Source organism: Micromonospora sp. NPDC048986, from assembly GCF_040649335.1.
Lineage (GTDB): Bacteria > Actinomycetota > Actinomycetes > Mycobacteriales > Micromonosporaceae > Micromonospora > Micromonospora alfalfae.
On the sequence record NZ_JBEZFJ010000003.1, the window covers coordinates 157,346 to 173,868 of the forward strand.

Genomic DNA, 16,523 nt, shown 5'->3' on the forward strand with positions numbered 1-16,523 from the left:
GATCCTTCGGTCGGTGAAGCAGCAGGTCAAGTCCGCTTTTCGACACTCCGAACCGACAGCTTCAACCTTGCCCCGAGCCTGTTCGATACGTAGCGTGATCGACACGTAGCGGCACGCCGCTACACCCGGAACCGGGGCCTGGGGGGAGGTTGCGGACCGTGGATCCGGCCCGGGATCCACGGTCCGCGCCCAATGCGCGTTCAGCGCCCCGCCCCGCCGCAATCCCGCCCTCCCGCGCCGATCTTGCAGTCTCGGTTGCCGAGATGTATGAAATGCCCGCTGTGCCGCAACAGAAAGTGCAAGATCGCGGGCCGCTACCGCTTCGGGCCTTGCTCAGCGCGGATAGACCCCGTACGCGCGCCAGCCCCGGTCCGGAAACCCGGCCGCTTCGGCGACCCGGGCCGAGGCGTGATTGTCCCGCTCGTGCAGGTAGGTGGGGACCGCCCCCTCGTCGAGCACCCGCCGCGCCGCCTGTGCCACCAGCCGACGGGCGAGGCCACGCCCCTGGGCGGCCGGCACGGTGCCAACTGCCAACTCGTGCCCGTACGCGTCGTGCCGCTTGATCCCGGCACCGGCCAGATAGCCGCCGTCCGGATCACGGACCACCAGCACCGGCCTGTCGAAGAGTCGCAGCCACGGCGGCAGCCCGGTGGCGGTCGGCTCGGTCCACTCCCCCACGTCGGGCAGCGGGGCGGGCGACACGCTCCACCGGAACGGGCCGTCGTGTACGCAGAAGTCGGGCCGGCCGACGGCCTCCGGCAGCGCGGCGAGCAAGCGAGCCGGCGTACGGCGAACCAACGCGCGGATCGCCGCCACACGGTCCGGCGCCACGGAGAGCACGGCACTCTGCCCGCTGTCCACGGCGAGCGCGGGGCGTAGCCGGCCGTCCCAGGCCGGTTCGGCCCGCCGCTGCGAGGCGACCACGTGCAACCCCGGCCCGGCCGGCCACTGGCCGAGCCAGGTGGCCAGGTGCAGGTGCAGCCGCCGGTCGAGCATGCGCACCTCCCCGCGTCACCCGACCCGTCGTCGATCACCGTACGCCGGACGGCGGGGCCGGGCGCAGGATACGTCAGGGCCGAGCGGGAAAGGGGTGCGGGAACCCGGCACTCGGATCGACCGTCATATGTATTTCCATATCTGGACACCTTTGTTTGGGACGGTGAACGCATGCCGATTCAGCCGAGCGACCACTACCAGCAGGACCCTGAGCGACTCTGGCAGGCGGCGGAGGCCGTCGGAGGCAATCCGCCCCAGCCGCGCTACCGGAACCCTCGGACAATCGGCGGCGGTTCCCTGTCCTGGGCCGGTCTGAACAAGCTGTCCGTCGGCAGCTCCGGTAGGCACCGCCTGAACAACCACTGACGCACCACCGAGTGGGTGATGGCACCGACGGGCAGCCTCTGACGTTGGCCGGGGCCGACACACCCGAGGAGGTCCAGCGGCGGCTTTCGCACACCTGTCGGGTAATTTCTTGGGGTCCGCCATCCCGGCCTACGACAGGAGAAGCTCCGCGCATGGGCAAGAAGACGATCCACGTCTCCGACTTCACCGGCACGGTTCTGCAGCAGGACGACGAGGTGGTCCGTGTCGTCGTGCTGGAGCACCCGGACCTGGTCGCCGGGCCCGTGCAGTTGGACGCCACCCCCGGCGAGGTGGAGAACATCGACGACGCCGCGCTGGACGTGGCGGTGGTGGAGATCCACGACCGGCACGGTGGCGGCGAGCCCCGCCGGGTGGTGTTGACCGCCAGCGAGTTCGACGCGATGGCCACCGACGTGCCGATGGCGCAACTGTTGAAGACGGCCGAGCGGGTTCGCCCGCCCAAGGCCCGCAAGACCACCGAGAAGATCGACTACGGCACGCTGGAGCACGCCGGCAAGCCCCACCGGGGCCGGGTGACCGAGGAGGAGGCCCGCCTGGTGCGCGAGCACCTCGACGAGGTCAACAAGCGCCTCGCCGACGCGGGCATACGCCAGATCGACGCTGCCGATCCGGAGCACGCCCTGCGCTACGGCTTCCCTGAGGTGTCCTGACCCCCGGTTGTTACTTCTTTCCGACGGCGGCGGCGAGGGCGGTGGCGAGGTCGGCTTCCACAGTCGCCTTCTCCAGGCCGAGGTTGGTGAGCACTCCGGCGCCGTCCTCCTGCTCCAGCAGGGCGAGCAGAATGTGCTCGGTGCCGATGTAGTTGTGCCCGAGGCGCAGCGCCTCCCGGAACGTCAGCTCCAACGCCTTCTTGCCGCGCGCGTCGTACGGGATGAGGTCCGGCACCTGCTCGGCCCGTGGTGGGAGGACGGCAGCGACCGCCTCCCGTACCGCCTCGGGGGTGGCGCCGCGACCAGCCATCACCCTGGCGGCCAGCCCGTCCGGCTCGGCCAGCAGGCCCAGCACCAGGTGCCCGGGGCCGATCTCGGCGTTGCCACTGGCGCGGGCCTCCTCCTGCGAGGCGATCACCACGTTGCGGGCACGTGGGGTGAACCGGCCGAAGCCGGCGTTGGGGTCGAGCGCGGCCGCCTCGGTCGCCTTCGGCACGAAGCGCTTCTGGGCGGCCTGCTTGGTGACCCCCATGCTGCGACCGATGTCGGTCCAGGAGGCGCCAGAGCGCCGGGCCTGGTCGACGAAGTGCCCGATCAGGTGATCGGCGATCTCGCCGAGGTGATCGGCGGCGATGACCGCGTCGGTGAGTTGGTCGAGCGCGTCGGTGTGCGCCGTCTTGATCGCCTGGATCAGGTCGTCGAGCTTGACGGGGTTACTTATCTGGAGAGGATCTGTCATGCGTCAACCATAGGTTGACGCACTCTTTGCGTCAACCCTGAGTTGACGAACGGCTTCGTTCAGGCGGCATACTCCGGCAGGAGCTGGGCGACGGCCGCCGGTGAGGGCATGGCGGCGATCTCCTCGGCGATCAGGCGTGCAGCGTCTCGCTGCTCGACCTGGCCGTACCGCGGGAGCAGGCGGTGCGCCTGCCCGGCGATGGCAACCGCGTCCACCTCGCCGGGAAGGAGCCGCACTGCGACACCGGCGGCGGCGAGCGTGTCCGCGTTGGCGAACTGGTCGGCGCCCTGCGGCAGCAGCAACTGCGGCACGCCAACCGCGAGCGCGCCGAGGGTGGTGCCGCTGCCACCGTGGTGCACCACCACGTCGACGAGTGGCAGCAACTCCGCCTGCGACACCCACTGGTGCACGCTGACGTGGTCGGGGATCTCGCCCAGTTGTTCCACTGGCACCCGGCCCGCCGCGACCACCACCTCGGCGTCCAGCGCTGCCAGGCCGGCGATGGCGGTGCGGAGCAGTTCCGGCGTGCCGAACGCGGTGCCGAGGGTCAGATAGATCAGGGGCCGGGACGTCCGACGGCCCACCCGTTCGGGCAGCCGGGCGGTTGTCGAGAAGGCGACCGGACGCAGCTCGATCCGACGTTCGGTGGCGAGGAAATTGCTGTCCTGAAGGGAGGGCGGCCAGATGTCCAGGTGCGGCCGACCGACGACCTCGGCGTTCCTGGTGGGCAGTTCCAGGCCGATGCCCTCGGGAAACATCCGGCCGAACCCGTGCCACAGACCCGGGATCCCGGCGCGGTGAGCCGCCACGGCCGCCCCCGGCAGCCCCCACTCGTGCACCACCAGGTCGGGGCGCAGCCGCGCCAACTCCGGTGCGAGGTCCTCGGCGTACACCTCGTAGAAGGCGTCGCCGGGGCGGAACGGCCGCAGGCCGTGCGCGGCGAGCGGCGGATGCACCTCCGTCCCGGCGGCGAAGTGCACCTCGTGTCCGGCGTCCCGGACCGCGATCGCCAGCGGGATCAGCGGGTAGGTGTGACCGACGGACGCAAGACTGGCGAACAGCACACGCATGGCGTCGGACCCTACCTGCCGCACCGGGGGGCGGGCCGGGTCCGCCGGCCCGTATACGGTGGGCTCCGGTCGAGCGCGGTCACCAGCGGGAAGGGCGGTCATGCGTCTGCACGTGGGGTGCGCGATGTGGAGTCACAGGTCGTGGCCGGGCCACCGGCTGCCGCCCACCGAGCGCCTGCGGCACTACGCCAGTTGGTGCGACGCCGTGGAGGGCAACACCACGTTCTACGCGACCCCGGCCCGGGACACCGTGGCCTCGTGGGCCGCCCAGACGGATCCGGGCTTCCGGTTCGTCCTCAAACTTCCCAAGGTCATCACCCACGAACGCCGGCTCACCGACGTCGACGAACCACTGCACGCCTTCCTGGACGCCATCGAACCGCTCGGCCCGCGCGCCCACGCCCTCTGGATCCAACTACCCGGCTCGTTCGCGCCCGCCGACGTCCCGGCCCTGGGCCGTTTCCTGGAGCAGCTTCCGCGGTCCCACCGGTACGCGGTGGAGGTGCGCCATCCCGCGTTCTTCAGCGACGCCCGCGCGACCCGGCTGCTCGGGGCGACCCTCGCCGCCGCCCACGCCGAGTGGATCCCCTTCGACACGACCGCCTTCTTCACGAGCCCACCGACCAGCGATGCGGAACGGGACGCCTGGACCAAGAAGCCCCGCGTGCCGCTCCGATGCCTCGCGCTGACCGACCGGCCGATCGTCCGCTACCTCGGTCGCGACGACTCGACGCGGACTGTCGAGGGGTGGCAGCGCTGGATCGACGTGGTCGTCACCTGGCTTCGCGAGGGACGCTCGCCGACGATGTTCATCCACACCCCGGACAACGCCGAAGCGCCGGCGCTCGCCCGCCGGTTCCACGACGAGGTACGGGCCCGGGTACCCGGGCTCGACGCGTTGCCCGAGCCGATCCCGATCGAGCCGTCGACGCTGTTCTGACCCGACGGGTCAGCCCTGCTTGTCGAGCAGGTCGTCGAGGTGGGCCGCCGTGCTGATCAGCGAGAGGTGGCTGAACGCCTGCGGGAAGTTGCCGATCTGCTCACCTGTCGGCGCGATCTCCTCGGAGTAGAGACCGAGCGGGTTGCTGTAGGTGAGCATCTTCTCGAAGGTCAACCGGGCGTCGTCGATCCGGCCGGCCAGGGCGAGCGCCTGCACGTACCAGAAGGTGCACATGTTGAAGGTGCCCTCGGTGCCGGCGAGACCGTCCGGCGAGGCCCTCGGGTCGTAGCGGTAGACCAGGCTGTCGGAGACCAGTCCGGTGTCCATCGCCCGCAACGTCGACTCCCACATCGGATCGGTCGGCGAGATGAAGTTCAGCCCCGGCATCGCCAGCAGCGACGCGTCCAGAATGTCGGAGCCGTAGTGCTGCACGAACGCGCGACGTTCCTGGTTGAACCCACGAGTCATCACCTGCTCGTAGATGGCGTCACGTTCGGCGGACCAGCGGGCGATGTCGCCGGGGCGGCCCCGGCGTCGCGCGATGCGGATGGCCCGGTCCAGCGCGACCCAGGACAACACCCGACCGTAGGTGAAGTCATGCCGACCGGAACGGGTCTCCCAGATGCCGTCCTCGGGCTGGTCCCAGTGCGCACAGAGCCAGTCCATCAGCCCAGCCGTCTTACGCCACCCCTCGTACGGCGCGATCAGCCCGTTGCGGTCCGCGAGCTCCAACGAGACGAGCGCCTCGCCGTAGATGTCGAGCTGGAGTTGGCCCGCGGCGCCGTTGCCGATCCGCACCGGCGCGGAGCCGCGGTATCCCTCCAGGTGACCCAGCACCTCCTCAGGGAGGTCCGGTGAGCCGTCGATGCGGTACATGATCTGCAGCGGAAGGTTGCCGTCCCGGGCCTCGCGGATGCGCGCGTCGAGCCAGAGCAGATACCTCTCGGCCTCGTCGGTGAAGCCCAGGCGCAGCAGAGCGTGCACGGAGAACGACGCGTCCCGGATCCAGGTGTAGCGGTAGTCCCAGTTCCGCTGCCCGCCGATCTGCTCGGGCAGCCCCGCGGTGGGCGCGGCGACCAGGGCGCCGGTCGGTGCGTACGTCATCAGCTTGAGGGTCATCGCCGACCGCTCGACCACCTCCCGCCAGCGGCCCTTGTACCGGGAACCGCCCACCCACCGCCGCCAGTAGTCGCGGGTCTCGGCGAGCAGTTCGCACGCCTCGTCGGTGCTGAGTGCTCGGGGCGCGTGCGGGCAGGCCGTCTCCAGGACCACTCCGCCGATGTCGCCGGCGTGCAGGGTGAACGACGCGGACACGCCGTTGGCGTCGCGGCGGACGTCCCTCGTGCCGAACTGGCGCAGCGAGTTCTTGAAGGCGGCGAGGGTGAGGGTCATCGTCTGGCTGCGGAAGACGTCGCCCTCGGGGTGCACCTCCAGTTCGTACGAATCGCGCCCGTAGTTGAACCGTGGGTGGCAGTGGAAGCGGAACTGCATGCTTCCCCGGACCATCCGGACCAGCCGGATCAACCGGTGCCGGTCGGTGGCCTCGGCACCGGTGACGGGCATGAAGTCCAACAGCTCACCGACACCGTCGGCGCTGTGGAAGCGGGTGATCAGGATCGGCGTGCCGGGCAGGTAGAGCTGTTTGCTCGTGTAGTCGACGCCGTCGGGCGAGAGCTGGAAGTGGCCGCCGTTGCGGCGGTCCAGCAGCGCGCCGAAGAAGCTCGGCGAGTCGAAGCGGGGCGCGCAGAACCAGTCGACAGTACCGTCCGTGCTGATCAGTGCCGCGGTCTGTAGATCACCGATCAGACCGTGGTTCTCGACTGCCGGGTAGCTGTCCACGCTGTCCCCCGCCACTCTCGTACTGGCAATGGCGGCGACTACCCGGGAGCCGACGAAAGATGCGGTCCGCGGCTCGACACGGCCGAGACCCAATGCTCATTGCGGAGGCAAAGCTTCCGCAATCGTCGATAGCGTCACCACCAACGACATCGACGAGGGGACAACCTGATGAGCCTGCGAGGATTCGCCACACTCAACATCTGGGCGGACGACGTGGCAGCGGCCACCGCCTGGTACGCGGACCTTCTCGGCGTCGAGGCGTACTTCATGCGCCCCGGCCCCGACGGACGCCCGGCCTACACCGAGTTCCGCACAGGGGACTACCAGGCCGAACTCGGCATCATCGACAGCAGGTACGCACCGGCCGGCGCGGCGACCGGGCCGGGCGGCGTGGTCATGCACTGGTGCGTCGACGACCTCGACGCGACAGTCGAGCGGCTGCTGGCGATGGGCGCCACGGAGTACCAGCCGATCACTCCGCACGGAGACGAGGGGTTCATCACCGCGGCGGTGGTCGACCCGTTCGGCAACGTGTTGGGAGTCATGAAGAACCCGCACTACCTGGACGTGCTCGCCTCGCTGAAGGCGACCTGACGGGGGCTCGCTCGGGATTCCCGACGGGCGGCTGGCTTCAGCGACAGCGGCGGAGGCGCCAGGGCGGCTCAGTCCCACTCGTCCCGGTCCGCCGTCCGCCGCACCAGCGCTGCCGCTTCGTCGGCGTTCAGCCCGCTGGCCATCAGCAGGTCGTGCGCCGACGTACGGAAGTCACCCGCGGCGATCATGCCCGAGTAGCCCAGCCGGTGCGTGTGCGGGCGGGTGGGATCCGAGGCGGCGGGCCCCTGCGCCTTTCCGACCAACTCGACGGCGGTCAGGATCTGCTGGCGCGCCTGTTGCGGCTCAGCCCGCGCGCGGATCGCGCAGCGCAGCGTCTGCACGCTGTCTGCCAGCAGGTCGATGGCCCCGGCCAACTCCTCCGGCATTGGTTCGCCGTCCCGCAGGGCCTTGGTGAGCCTCCTCGCGATCGCGCGCAAGCTGTACAGGGTGCGTTCCATATGCCGGACGGCATCCGTGTAGTAGGCCAGGGACGGGCGCTCCCGCCAGCGCAGTGGCGCCAGTCGCACCACCTCCTGTGCGGCGCCGAGCCCCTCGTCCAGCGCGGTCAGCCGGGAGCCGAGGCCGCGTAACGCGCCCAGGCTCCGCTGGGCGCCGTCAAGATCCCGAAGGCGCAGCGCCGCCGCCAGATCGTGCATGGCGGTGATGGCCGGGTCGAGGACGGGTTCGGCCAGACGCCGCACGGTCCGCTGCGGGTGGATGGGCACCACCAGCAGACCGACCGCCAACCCAACCAGTCCGCCGACCGCGGCATCGACGAAGCGGGGAACGGACAGGTCACGCACGGGCGGTTCCAAGGTGGCGATGAGCACCGCGGTGCCACCGGCCTGGGTGAGCAGGGAGCCACCGCCCTTGAGCAGAATGGCGACGATGATCGCCAGTACGACGACCAGGCCGGTCTGCCAGGCACCGATGCCGAACAGCGGCATGAGCGCGTCACCGGCGGCGAGCCCGAGAACGACCCCGACCAGCAGCTCGATGGTGCGCCGCAGGCGTGTGCCCATCGAGGCGGCCACGATGCCGACAGCGGTGGTGGGCGCGAGGACCGGGGCGGGATTGTCCAGGAACTGGTACCCCACGAACCAGGCGATCGTCGCCGCGACACCGGCCTGCACGGCGAGCAGCCCGTAGAGGCGAAGACGCCAGGTCCGGGTGCGCAGACCGTGCCGTACCCGCTCGCGCAGTCCGGCCCACGTTCGATCGACCCGTGACACCCCGTGCGGAGGCGGGTCGTTGTCAGCTGCCGGCTCCTGCTTGGCGGGCATCCGCGCCGCTTACCCAGTGGAGGCGAACCTATCCGGTGAGCGAGCCGAATCGTGCGGGCGTCCCGTCAGTGGGCGGGATTCGGGGTGTGCGGCAGTTTGCCGAGTTGGCGCCAGTTCGTCTCGGCGACGTCGACACCGTAGTGCTTGGCGGCGGCGAGGATGTTCTGGAAGGCCAGGTCCCGGTCCTTGTCGGTGACGCCCTGCACCTGATCGAAGCGGGCGATGGCGTTGCGGACGTGGCTGGCATCGGTCATCGGTTCCTTGCGTTTGCCGGGGAACGCGAAGACGCTCTCCGGCAGCTCGCGCTTGTCCTTGTCCGACAGGCCACCGTGCTTCTCGTGGGGCTTCCAGGTTGATGTCATCGTCTGGCATTACCCGCGCGCTGTCCGGCAGCACCTCCGAAGCCGAGATTTTCCGGACCACTGCCGACCGCAAGATCCATATCATGCCGACCGGCGGGGCGGAGCCGAAGCCCTCCACCCGCCGTCCTTTATGGAGTAGGCCACCGAACCGACCGACGTCGCGCCGCCCGCCGCCTCCCAGCGAGGACGGGAAGGCCGGTCGAGACCACCGGATTCCCGGTCTACCACCGCTCGCTCGCCAAAGTTCGAACGGCCGGACGCCGATGCCCAACGGCCTGCGCATGATCTCCGGCGACGTCCAGAAACAGCCGGGGCCAGGCCCGTGTCGGCCTGGCCCCGGGGTCTGCTCGGGTCAGCTACGCAGCGTCCACTGCTGGTTGGTGCCGCCGTTGCAGGACCAGAGGATGAGCTTGGTGCCGTTGGCGGTGGCGGCGCCATTGGCGTCGAGACAGAGCCCGGACTGGGCGTTCGTCACGGTGCCGTTGGCATTGATGTTCCACTGCTGGTTGAGCCCGCCGTGGCAGTCCCAGATGATGACCGCGGTGCCGTTGGCAGTGCCGGCCCCGGACGCGTCCAGGCACTTGTTGCCGTAGACGGTCAACTGCTTGCTGGCGGTCTGGGTCCACCGCTGGTTGGTGCCGCTGGAGCAGTCCCACAGCTGGGTCTGGGTGCCGTTCGTGGTCGAGGAGTTGGGCACCTCGGCACAGCGACCGGACTGGCCACCCACGAGCTGTCCGTTACCCGTACCGCTGCCACCGCCCTGCTGCTGCCTGACGATCGAGGTCGACTCGGCCGACCGGTTGCCCTGTGCGTCGACGACGTAGAGCCGGTACTCGCCCTGGGTGGCCGGCACGGCGATGGAGGTGGCGGTGCCGGTCGCCCTGGTCATCGTCGCCCCGGCGGTGAAGGTGGTGGTGCCGTACGGTGCCAACCAGACCGACTTGGTGGCGTCGCCGATGCTCCGGATCGGGATCGACGCCGTGGCACTGGTGACGAAGGTGCTGGCGGGCAGCGCATAGTTCGGCGCGGAGAAACTGCTCGCCGGAATGATGTCGCGGTACGCGTCCTCAAGGCCGGAGTTAGCGGCGATGCCGTACGCCGTCGCCGGCCAGACATAGTCGGAGGAGACAAGGATGTCGGCGACAGTGCTGTTCGGCAGGTTCTTGTTGGAGACCTTGTTGATCGGGCCGTAGATCTGCGTGATGCTCAGGTCGTGCTTCCGCCCGAAGTCGTCGGAGTTGATCATCCAGGTGACGTTCTTGTCGATACTCAGAACGTTGTCGCGGAAGGTGATGAACGCCGAGCCCTCGTCCGGGTGCAGTCCGTACTTGTGGCCCGACGGCACGCCCTGGAGATAGTTGTTGGTGATCGTGGTGCCGGGCTGGCTGCCGAGCGTGTAGATCGGAGCCGTGTCGCTGAGGCGCTGCACCGTGTCGATGATGTGGTTGTAGCTGATGGTGTTGTTTCTCGCCGTCGTGGTCGGCCGGTTCGGCACGATCGAGCCCGACGATCCGTCGAAGTTCCACCAGCCCCAGCCGAGCGTGATGCCCGACCACGGGGTCTTCTCGATCCGGTTGCGCTGGATGGTGAGGGTGTCGGCGAAGTACGCGGAGATGGGGCTGTGCCCGTTGAACAGGACTGCGCTGTCGTAGAGGTAGTTGTTCTTGATGTCGATGTTCTTCGGTAGCCCCTCGACCGACGCGGAGTACTTCTCGCGGTTGGTCGACGTGCCGTCCCCGATGTAGACGTGCTGGGGATGACCGACGGTGATGGCGGACCCGGCGATGTCGTTCGTGTGGTTTCCGATCAACTGGGTGCTCTGCACATCATTGATCATGTTGATTCCGTCGGCGCCGGTGTGCTGGATCCGGTTACGTTGCAGGAGGACCCCGTCGGCGTTCTGGATCTGGATGATGCCGGGCGTCACGTCCACATTCCGGTAGTAGTAGACGTGGAAGTTGCCCTTCGCGTACACCTGGGCGCCGAGGTTGCCCTGCTGCGCCTGCTTGAAGGACGAGCCGGCGACGTTGAACAGGTTCCAGTCGGAGTGTTGGACCGTCAGTCCGGAGAACGTGATGTTGCGCGCGTGGCTGCTGGTCGAGGTGCCGGCCACCCGGAGCAACGTGGTGACGTTGTTCGGCGCGTAGACCGTCGCGGTCGACATGTTCTCGGCGCTGGCCTTGTAGTAGTAGACCGTCTTGGTGCCCTTGTCGAAATAGAACTCGCCGGGCGCGTCCAGGAACTCGTACGCGTTCATGAGTTTGTGGGTGCCGCCCACCTGGGCGTTGCCGTTGAACGCGCCCTGCGCGATGGCTGCGCCCGGTTGCTGGAAGAGGGCCACCCGGTTCGCGCCGTCGGAACTCGTGGTCACCTGGCGGACACCCACGATGGCAGTGGTCCAGGTCGTACCCGTCTCGATCTCGATGTCGTCCTGGTTGCGCGGAACGGCGGGGAAGTCGTTGAGGCTGTATTTCGCACCGTCGCACTGCGACCCCGACTCCCAGGCCCACGAGGCCTGGTTGGCAGTGATGTTGTACGTGCCGTAGCAGCCGGCCGAGCTGATCGTCTTCGACGCCATGTACGCGCGCTTGTCGTTGACGTACAGCGCCCGCAACTTGTTGGTTCGGTCCAGCGGCGCCTTCCAGATGTTGCCGCTGTGCTGGCTCCACCCGGTCACCTGGACGCCACCGTCAAGGACTGGCTTCTCATTGGGGTAGGCCGCGTAACTGACCCGGAATCCGTTGGTGCCGGAGTCGCTCGTCCCGAATTCGATAGTGCTGCTCACCGGGTAGGTTCCACCGCGGAGAAAGACGTTGACGTCGCCGGTCATGTTCGTGGTTACCGTACGAACGATGTCCCGGGCACGTTGCAGGGTCCGGAATGGCGACTGCAGGGTGCCCGGATTGGCGTCGTTACCGTCCGGGGCGACATAGTAGGTCGCCTGGACCGCGGCCGAGGCCGGTAGTTGGTTTGTCAGCACTGCTGGCAGTGTGGCGGCGACAAGCGCCGCCACCGCCAGCACTGACATTCGAGCGGTGGATATGGCTGACTTCACGTCTGTTCCTCTCACTGGTCGTCGATGTGATGCCCAAAGTGCGTATCGAGCGACGAGTACGGAACAGCGACGCCACTAAGGGCCGGCGGGGACTTCCGTCGCCCCGACCGCACTCTTTGTTAACCGCCCCGAAATTTCTACTGGGAGCGTAGGTCACACGTCTGACCAATGCAACCGGCAATTGGAGGGCGTCTATGCAGAAATGCCATCGGATCGGGCAGATCAGCCATGCCGCCCGCACCCCCCTGCTTTCGTCGTCCGACGAATCCGTAGCGCCGACACGGCGCCTCGTCGTCGCTGCCCGCGACCACTCGCACGCACCTCGGCGCGCCAGGGCACGCCGGCGGTCCGGCCTTCCTTTGGAGCTGAATCGCTTACGACATCGCCGACAGCCGACCCTCGAACCGTCCCGCGACAACGCCCCCGCGATCCCCCCACGCGGGTCCCCGCGACGCCACCGCCGGGCTGTTCACCCGTGCGACGCCGCGCCACCACCAGCCAGTTCAACCACAGGACGCCGCGCCACCACCAGGCAGTTCACCCGTGCGACGCCGCGCCACCACCAGCCAGTTCACCCGTGCGACGCCGCGCCACCACCAGGCATGTTCACCCACGCGGTTCGTCGCGACACACCGCCACGAACCCCCTGCCTGATTCTTTTGCGGCATCAGCTCCAAAGGCACCGAAGGCCATCGAACCCCGCCCACAGCGGCGGTCACGAGAGGCTCAGCGGCCACCCCCGGGGCAGAGCGATGACCGTCCCGCCCGGGACCCGATCAATCGAGACGCCGTGAAGCCCGAAAGACTCCGAAAGTTTCGGCGGCCCAGCGAGTCGAGGTTGCGTCCCGGGCATGCCCATGTCAGGCGCACCGCACACCCGCCAGCCGGCCCAGGAGCCCACACGTGCGCACGGATCACACATTGACTTACGTTGATGTTCTGCTTACAGTCACCACCGATATACCGAAAGTTTACCGAAAAGTAGCCCGGGGGTCCGGCCACCTTCCGCAGGTCGCCACGCAGCGACGGCGGCCTGGCGTCGGTCCGCTCCGGCGGTGAACCAGGAGGAACCCCAGCGATGTCGCAGCTCGTCCTGTTCGCGATCGACATCTGCGCGGTGGCGCTGCTCGTCTTCGGGCTCTACTTCCCCCGGCACCGCCGACGCGACCTGGTCGTCGCCTACCTGGGGGTCAACGTGGGCGTCCTCGCGGTGGCGAGCGCGCTGAGCGCCAGCGACGTGGGCGCCGGGCTCGGGCTGGGGCTGGCGCTGTTCGGTGTGCTCTCCATCATCCGACTCCGCTCGACGGAGCTCGACCAGCACGAGGTCGCGTACTACTTCTCCGCTCTCGCACTGGGGATTCTCGGCGCACTCAGCACCACGTCGGTCTGGCTCAGCGGAGGCCTGATGGCACTCATCGTCGCTGTGATGTTCGTCGGCGACCACCGACGGCTGCTCCGGCACTACCGGCACCAGATCATGGTGCTCGACTCCGCCGTCACCGATCACGTCGCTCTCGTCGCCCAGCTGGAGCAACTGCTCAACGCCCGGGTGCACAACGCCATCGTCCAGCGGCTCGACATGGTCAACGAGACCACAGTCGTCGACGTCCGATACTCGGTCGCCCGGCGCAGCGCGGCGGCCGGCACCAGCAGGTCGGCACGGGCCGGGGCGCTCCGATGAGCGGGCCACAGCTGGCGACGCTGGCGCCGATCGCACTCGCCGAGGTGATCGACCGGGCGGCGCTGCAGTGCCGGGTGGACCGCAAGTACGTCATCGCGGTGGACGAGTTGCCGCACCTGCTGGACCAGCTCACCCCGTACGCCAGGGTGCTGGACATCGACGGCGCGCGCAGCTTCCGGTACGAGTCCGTGTACTTCGACACGCCCTGCCTGGCCAGCTACCACTGCGCCGCGTACCGGCGGCGCAGGCGCTTCAAGGTACGGACCCGGACCTACCTCGACTCCGCCCAGTGCTGGCTGGAAGTGAAGATCAGCGGAGCACGCGGACAGGTCACCAAACACCGACTGCCGTATCTCGCCGAGGACCGCCGCACCGTCCGGTCCGGGCGCGGGTTCGTCAACGAGGTGCTGGACCGGGAGTCGATCCTGTCCAATCTCACCGGCAGCCCGCTCGAGCCGGTGCTGGTCACCAGCTACCGTCGCTCCACTCTGCTGCTGCCCGCAACCGCGAGCCGGGTCACCATCGACACCGGGCTCACCTGGCAGGACGGTGACCGCACACTGCGACTGCCCGGCATCGCCGTGGTCGAGACCAAGACCAGCTCGGCCCCCTCGCTGGTCGACCGCGCGCTGTGGCAACGCGGGACCCGGCCCGTACGCATCTCGAAGTACGCCACCGGCCTCGCGGCTCTCCGCCTGGACCTTCCAGACGTGCCGTGGCGACGGACGCTACGCCGCCACTTCCGCGCCGACCCGTCCTCGGCACTCCTGGAGTTGACAGTTCCCACCCGATCAGAACAGGAGGCATCGTGCGCATGACCACCCGCACCACACGTCTTCCGGTGGCGGCCCTTCGTGCCGCCGGGATCGCCGCCACCGCCGTGTTCGTCGCAGGACTGCTCGTGGTGTCTTCGCCGCCGGCCGGCGCCGAACCCGTCGCCGCCGCCCAGGCCGCCCAACCGGTCACCGAACTACGCGCCGGCACCCCGGCCACTGATGCCGCCGCGGCGGACGACCTGGTCGGGGACATCATCTTCTCGGCGCCCAGCGGAACCTTCCAGGGCGAGGTGGCGGTGACGCTGAGCAGCACGGTCAGCGGCGCCCAGATCCGCTACACCACAAACGGGCAACCGCCCACCGCCCAGTCGTCGCTCTATTCGGGCTCGGCGCTGCGCTTCACCCGCACCACCCAGTTGCGGGCACAGGCGTTCGTCGGCCAGACACCGACGGGTGCGCCCGGCACCGCCATGTACGCCGCCCAGAACGTCACCACCGCCCACGACCTGCCGGTGGTGCTGATCGACTCCTACGGCGCCGGCCGGCCCGACCGTGAGTACTTCGACGCCACCACAATGATCTTCGAACCGACGGGCGGCGGCACGACATCGTTGGCGGCGGCCCCGACGCTCAGCACCCGAGCGGGATTCCGGCTGCGCGGCAACTCGTCGGCGACATTCGAGAAGACGCCGTTCCGGGTCGAGTTCTGGGACAACGAAGACGACGACGCCGACCACCCGGTGCTGGGCATGCCCGCCGACTCCGACTGGGTGTTGCGCGGCCCGTTCCCCGACAAGGCGCTGATCCGCGAGGCGCTCGTCTACGACCTCGGACGCGAGATGGGGCTGCCGGCTCCGCGCTACAGGTTCGCCGAGTTCTACCTCAACACCGACGCCGGTCCGGTGGGTGCCGGCGACTACATGGGCGTCTACATGTTCATGGAGACGATCAAGAACTCCAAGGATCGCCTCGACCTCAAGCAGTTGGACTCCGACGATGTGACACTGCCGAAGATCCAGGGCGGGTACATCTGGAAGTTCGAGTGGATGGCGGCCGAGGAGCCCACGTTGCCGTGCACCGGGCCGGCGGCCACCTGTTGGAACTACCTCGAGGTCGCCGACCCGTCGCCCCTGCAACCGCAGCAACGGGACTGGTTGCGCGGTCATCTCCAGGAGTTCAACGACGTGCTGCACTCGTCGAACTTCGCCGACCCGACCACCGGATACCGCAAGTACATCGACGTCGACTCGTTCATCGACCTCATGATCGTCAACGAGCTGAGCCGGGAGATGGACGCCTACGTCCGCAGCTCGCACTTCTACAAGGACCGGGACAGCAAGATCTTCGCGGGTCCGCTGTGGGACTTCGACCTCAGCTTCGGCGTCGGTGGATTCTTCGGCAACGACCAGGTGTCGGGTTGGCAGCACCAGCAGACCCGGCAACCGTCGGCCAACGACTGGTTCGCCCAGTTGCTGCGCGACCCCGCGTTCGTCAACCAGGCCCGAGCGCGCTGGCAGACGCTGCGACGGGGCCTGCTCTCCGACGCCGCGCTCCAGACCCGGATCAACGCTCTCTCGACGCCGCTGACCAACGCGGCCCAGCGCAACTTCCAACGCTGGCCCAATCTGACATCGCCGACCGTCAGCTTCTTCCGCACCCCTACCTCGCCCACCTGGCAGGGGCAGGTCCAGGTCATGCGGGACTGGATGCTGCGACGCGCCGCCTGGCTGGATTCCACCGCCGGCTGGGGCGGGTCCGTCACCACGCCACCACCCACCACGCCGCCACCCACCACCCCGCCGCCCACCACCCCGCCGCCGGCGGCCGGCTGCACCGCGACGTACGCGGTGACCAGCCAGTGGACCGGTGGCTTCCAGGGCGAGGTACGGGTCACCGCGGGAACCTCGACGATCAGCACCTGGACCGTGACGTGGACCTTCGCCGGTGGCCAAAGCATCGCCCAGGCCTGGAACGCGACAGTCACCAGCCAGGGCTCGGCGGTCACCGCCCGCAACGTCGCCTACAACGGGGCACTCGGTGCCGGCGCCAGCACCGCGTTCGGGTTCCTCGGCTCGTCCACAGGCACGCCCAGCACACCGACGTTGACCTGCACGGCGAGTTGACCAGCCACAGGCCCGGGGCCGGGTCGAC

The 16,523-nt window shown here is 68.8% G+C and carries 14 protein-coding genes and 1 pseudogene; 8 read left to right on the plus strand and 7 right to left on the minus strand.

The window, feature by feature from the left end:
• Window positions 1-333 precede the first annotated feature (333 nt).
• Window positions 334-996: a GNAT family N-acetyltransferase gene (locus tag AB0B94_RS08570; RefSeq protein WP_357270248.1), complete on the minus strand. Its 663-nt coding sequence runs from the start codon at window positions 994-996 to the stop codon at window positions 334-336.
• 171 nt (window positions 997-1,167) lie between these two features.
• On the opposite strand from AB0B94_RS08570, the gene AB0B94_RS08575 reads away from it, so the two are divergent.
• Together AB0B94_RS08575 and AB0B94_RS08580 are read left to right on the plus strand one after the other, a co-directional pair.
• Entirely contained in the window at window positions 1,168-1,362 is a 195-nt protein-coding gene (locus AB0B94_RS08575; protein WP_357270251.1) for a DNA repair protein, read from the plus strand.
• 152 nt (window positions 1,363-1,514) lie between these two features.
• Entirely contained in the window at window positions 1,515-2,033 is a 519-nt protein-coding gene (locus AB0B94_RS08580; protein WP_357270254.1) for a hypothetical protein, read from the plus strand.
• 10 nt (window positions 2,034-2,043) lie between these two features.
• On the opposite strand, the gene AB0B94_RS08585 is transcribed toward AB0B94_RS08580, so the two are convergent.
• Together AB0B94_RS08585 and AB0B94_RS08590 are read right to left on the minus strand one after the other, a co-directional pair.
• Window positions 2,044-2,772, minus strand: a complete 729-nt coding sequence (locus AB0B94_RS08585) for a Clp protease N-terminal domain-containing protein (RefSeq protein WP_357270257.1) — start codon at window positions 2,770-2,772, stop codon at window positions 2,044-2,046.
• 59 nt (window positions 2,773-2,831) lie between these two features.
• The gene (locus AB0B94_RS08590) at window positions 2,832-3,842 is read right to left on the minus strand and encodes a glycosyltransferase (RefSeq protein WP_357270260.1); all 1,011 of its coding nucleotides are present in this window, start codon (window positions 3,840-3,842) and stop codon (window positions 2,832-2,834) included.
• A 124-nt stretch (window positions 3,843-3,966) separates the two neighbouring features.
• On the opposite strand from AB0B94_RS08590, the gene AB0B94_RS08595 reads away from it, so the two are divergent.
• A complete protein-coding gene (locus AB0B94_RS08595; protein WP_357271012.1) occupies window positions 3,967-4,782 on the plus strand; it encodes a DUF72 domain-containing protein in 816 nt (271 codons plus the stop codon).
• A gap of 9 nt (window positions 4,783-4,791) precedes the next feature.
• Here AB0B94_RS08595 and AB0B94_RS08600 read toward each other — a convergent pair whose 3' ends face one another.
• Window positions 4,792-6,621: a glycoside hydrolase family 15 protein gene (locus AB0B94_RS08600; RefSeq protein WP_357271015.1), complete on the minus strand. Its 1,830-nt coding sequence runs from the start codon at window positions 6,619-6,621 to the stop codon at window positions 4,792-4,794.
• A gap of 168 nt (window positions 6,622-6,789) precedes the next feature.
• Here AB0B94_RS08600 and AB0B94_RS08605 point away from each other — a divergent pair, with 168 nt between their 5' ends.
• Window positions 6,790-7,215, plus strand: coding sequence for a VOC family protein (locus tag AB0B94_RS08605; RefSeq protein ID WP_357270263.1), 426 nt, complete (start codon window positions 6,790-6,792; stop codon window positions 7,213-7,215).
• A gap of 68 nt (window positions 7,216-7,283) precedes the next feature.
• Here the strand turns inward: AB0B94_RS08605 and AB0B94_RS08610 are convergent, their stop codons facing one another.
• The 3 genes from AB0B94_RS08610 to AB0B94_RS08620 all read right to left on the minus strand — a co-directional run bounded on the left by AB0B94_RS08610 (window position 7,284) and on the right by AB0B94_RS08620 (window position 11,915).
• Window positions 7,284-8,498, minus strand: a complete 1,215-nt coding sequence (locus AB0B94_RS08610; RefSeq protein WP_357270266.1) for an FUSC family protein — start codon at window positions 8,496-8,498, stop codon at window positions 7,284-7,286.
• Window positions 8,499-8,563: 65 nt separating this feature from the next.
• Entirely contained in the window at window positions 8,564-8,860 is a 297-nt protein-coding gene (locus AB0B94_RS08615; RefSeq protein ID WP_238670950.1) for a DUF6582 domain-containing protein, read from the minus strand.
• A gap of 352 nt (window positions 8,861-9,212) precedes the next feature.
• Entirely contained in the window at window positions 9,213-11,915 is a 2,703-nt protein-coding gene (locus AB0B94_RS08620) for a ricin-type beta-trefoil lectin domain protein (RefSeq protein ID WP_357270270.1), read from the minus strand.
• A 1,078-nt stretch (window positions 11,916-12,993) separates the two neighbouring features.
• Between AB0B94_RS08620 and AB0B94_RS08625 the strand changes: the two genes are divergently transcribed.
• The 4 genes and pseudogenes from AB0B94_RS08625 to AB0B94_RS08640 all read left to right on the plus strand — a co-directional run bounded on the left by AB0B94_RS08625 (window position 12,994) and on the right by AB0B94_RS08640 (window position 16,495).
• Window positions 12,994-13,596, plus strand: a complete 603-nt coding sequence (locus tag AB0B94_RS08625; protein WP_357270273.1) for a DUF4956 domain-containing protein — start codon at window positions 12,994-12,996, stop codon at window positions 13,594-13,596.
• On the plus strand, window positions 13,593-14,414 hold the full coding sequence (locus AB0B94_RS08630; RefSeq protein ID WP_357270276.1) for a polyphosphate polymerase domain-containing protein: 822 nt from the start codon (window positions 13,593-13,595) through the stop codon (window positions 14,412-14,414). Before AB0B94_RS08625 ends, AB0B94_RS08630 begins: the two co-directional genes overlap by 4 nt.
• Window positions 14,411-14,818 (plus strand): annotated as a pseudogene (locus AB0B94_RS08635) (chitobiase/beta-hexosaminidase C-terminal domain-containing protein); the annotation flags it as partial. The gene AB0B94_RS08630 and the pseudogene AB0B94_RS08635, both read left to right, overlap by 4 nt.
• Window positions 14,819-14,947: 129 nt before the next feature.
• The gene (locus AB0B94_RS08640) at window positions 14,948-16,495 is read left to right on the plus strand and encodes a CotH kinase family protein (protein WP_357271018.1); all 1,548 of its coding nucleotides are present in this window, start codon (window positions 14,948-14,950) and stop codon (window positions 16,493-16,495) included.
• Window positions 16,496-16,523: the final 28 nt, after the last annotated feature.

What these genes read in the sequence shown, in the direction of transcription:
- AB0B94_RS08570 (WP_357270248.1), bottom strand. Translation starts at nt 996, where the DNA reads ATGCTCGACCGGCGGCTGCACCTGCACCTGGCCACCTGGCTCGGCCAG.
- AB0B94_RS08575 (WP_357270251.1), top strand. Translation starts at nt 1,168, where the DNA reads ATGCCGATTCAGCCGAGCGACCACTACCAGCAGGACCCTGAGCGACTC.
- AB0B94_RS08580 (WP_357270254.1), top strand. Translation starts at nt 1,515, where the DNA reads ATGGGCAAGAAGACGATCCACGTCTCCGACTTCACCGGCACGGTTCTG.
- AB0B94_RS08585 (WP_357270257.1), bottom strand. Translation starts at nt 2,772, where the DNA reads ATGACAGATCCTCTCCAGATAAGTAACCCCGTCAAGCTCGACGACCTG.
- AB0B94_RS08590 (WP_357270260.1), bottom strand. Translation starts at nt 3,842, where the DNA reads ATGCGTGTGCTGTTCGCCAGTCTTGCGTCCGTCGGTCACACCTACCCG.
- AB0B94_RS08595 (WP_357271012.1), top strand. Translation starts at nt 3,967, where the DNA reads ATGTGGAGTCACAGGTCGTGGCCGGGCCACCGGCTGCCGCCCACCGAG.
- AB0B94_RS08605 (WP_357270263.1), top strand. Translation starts at nt 6,790, where the DNA reads ATGAGCCTGCGAGGATTCGCCACACTCAACATCTGGGCGGACGACGTG.
- AB0B94_RS08610 (WP_357270266.1), bottom strand. Translation starts at nt 8,498, where the DNA reads ATGCCCGCCAAGCAGGAGCCGGCAGCTGACAACGACCCGCCTCCGCAC.
- AB0B94_RS08615 (WP_238670950.1), bottom strand. Translation starts at nt 8,860, where the DNA reads ATGACATCAACCTGGAAGCCCCACGAGAAGCACGGTGGCCTGTCGGAC.
- AB0B94_RS08625 (WP_357270273.1), top strand. Translation starts at nt 12,994, where the DNA reads ATGTCGCAGCTCGTCCTGTTCGCGATCGACATCTGCGCGGTGGCGCTG.
- AB0B94_RS08630 (WP_357270276.1), top strand. Translation starts at nt 13,593, where the DNA reads ATGAGCGGGCCACAGCTGGCGACGCTGGCGCCGATCGCACTCGCCGAG.
- AB0B94_RS08640 (WP_357271018.1), top strand. Translation starts at nt 14,948, where the DNA reads ATGATCTTCGAACCGACGGGCGGCGGCACGACATCGTTGGCGGCGGCC.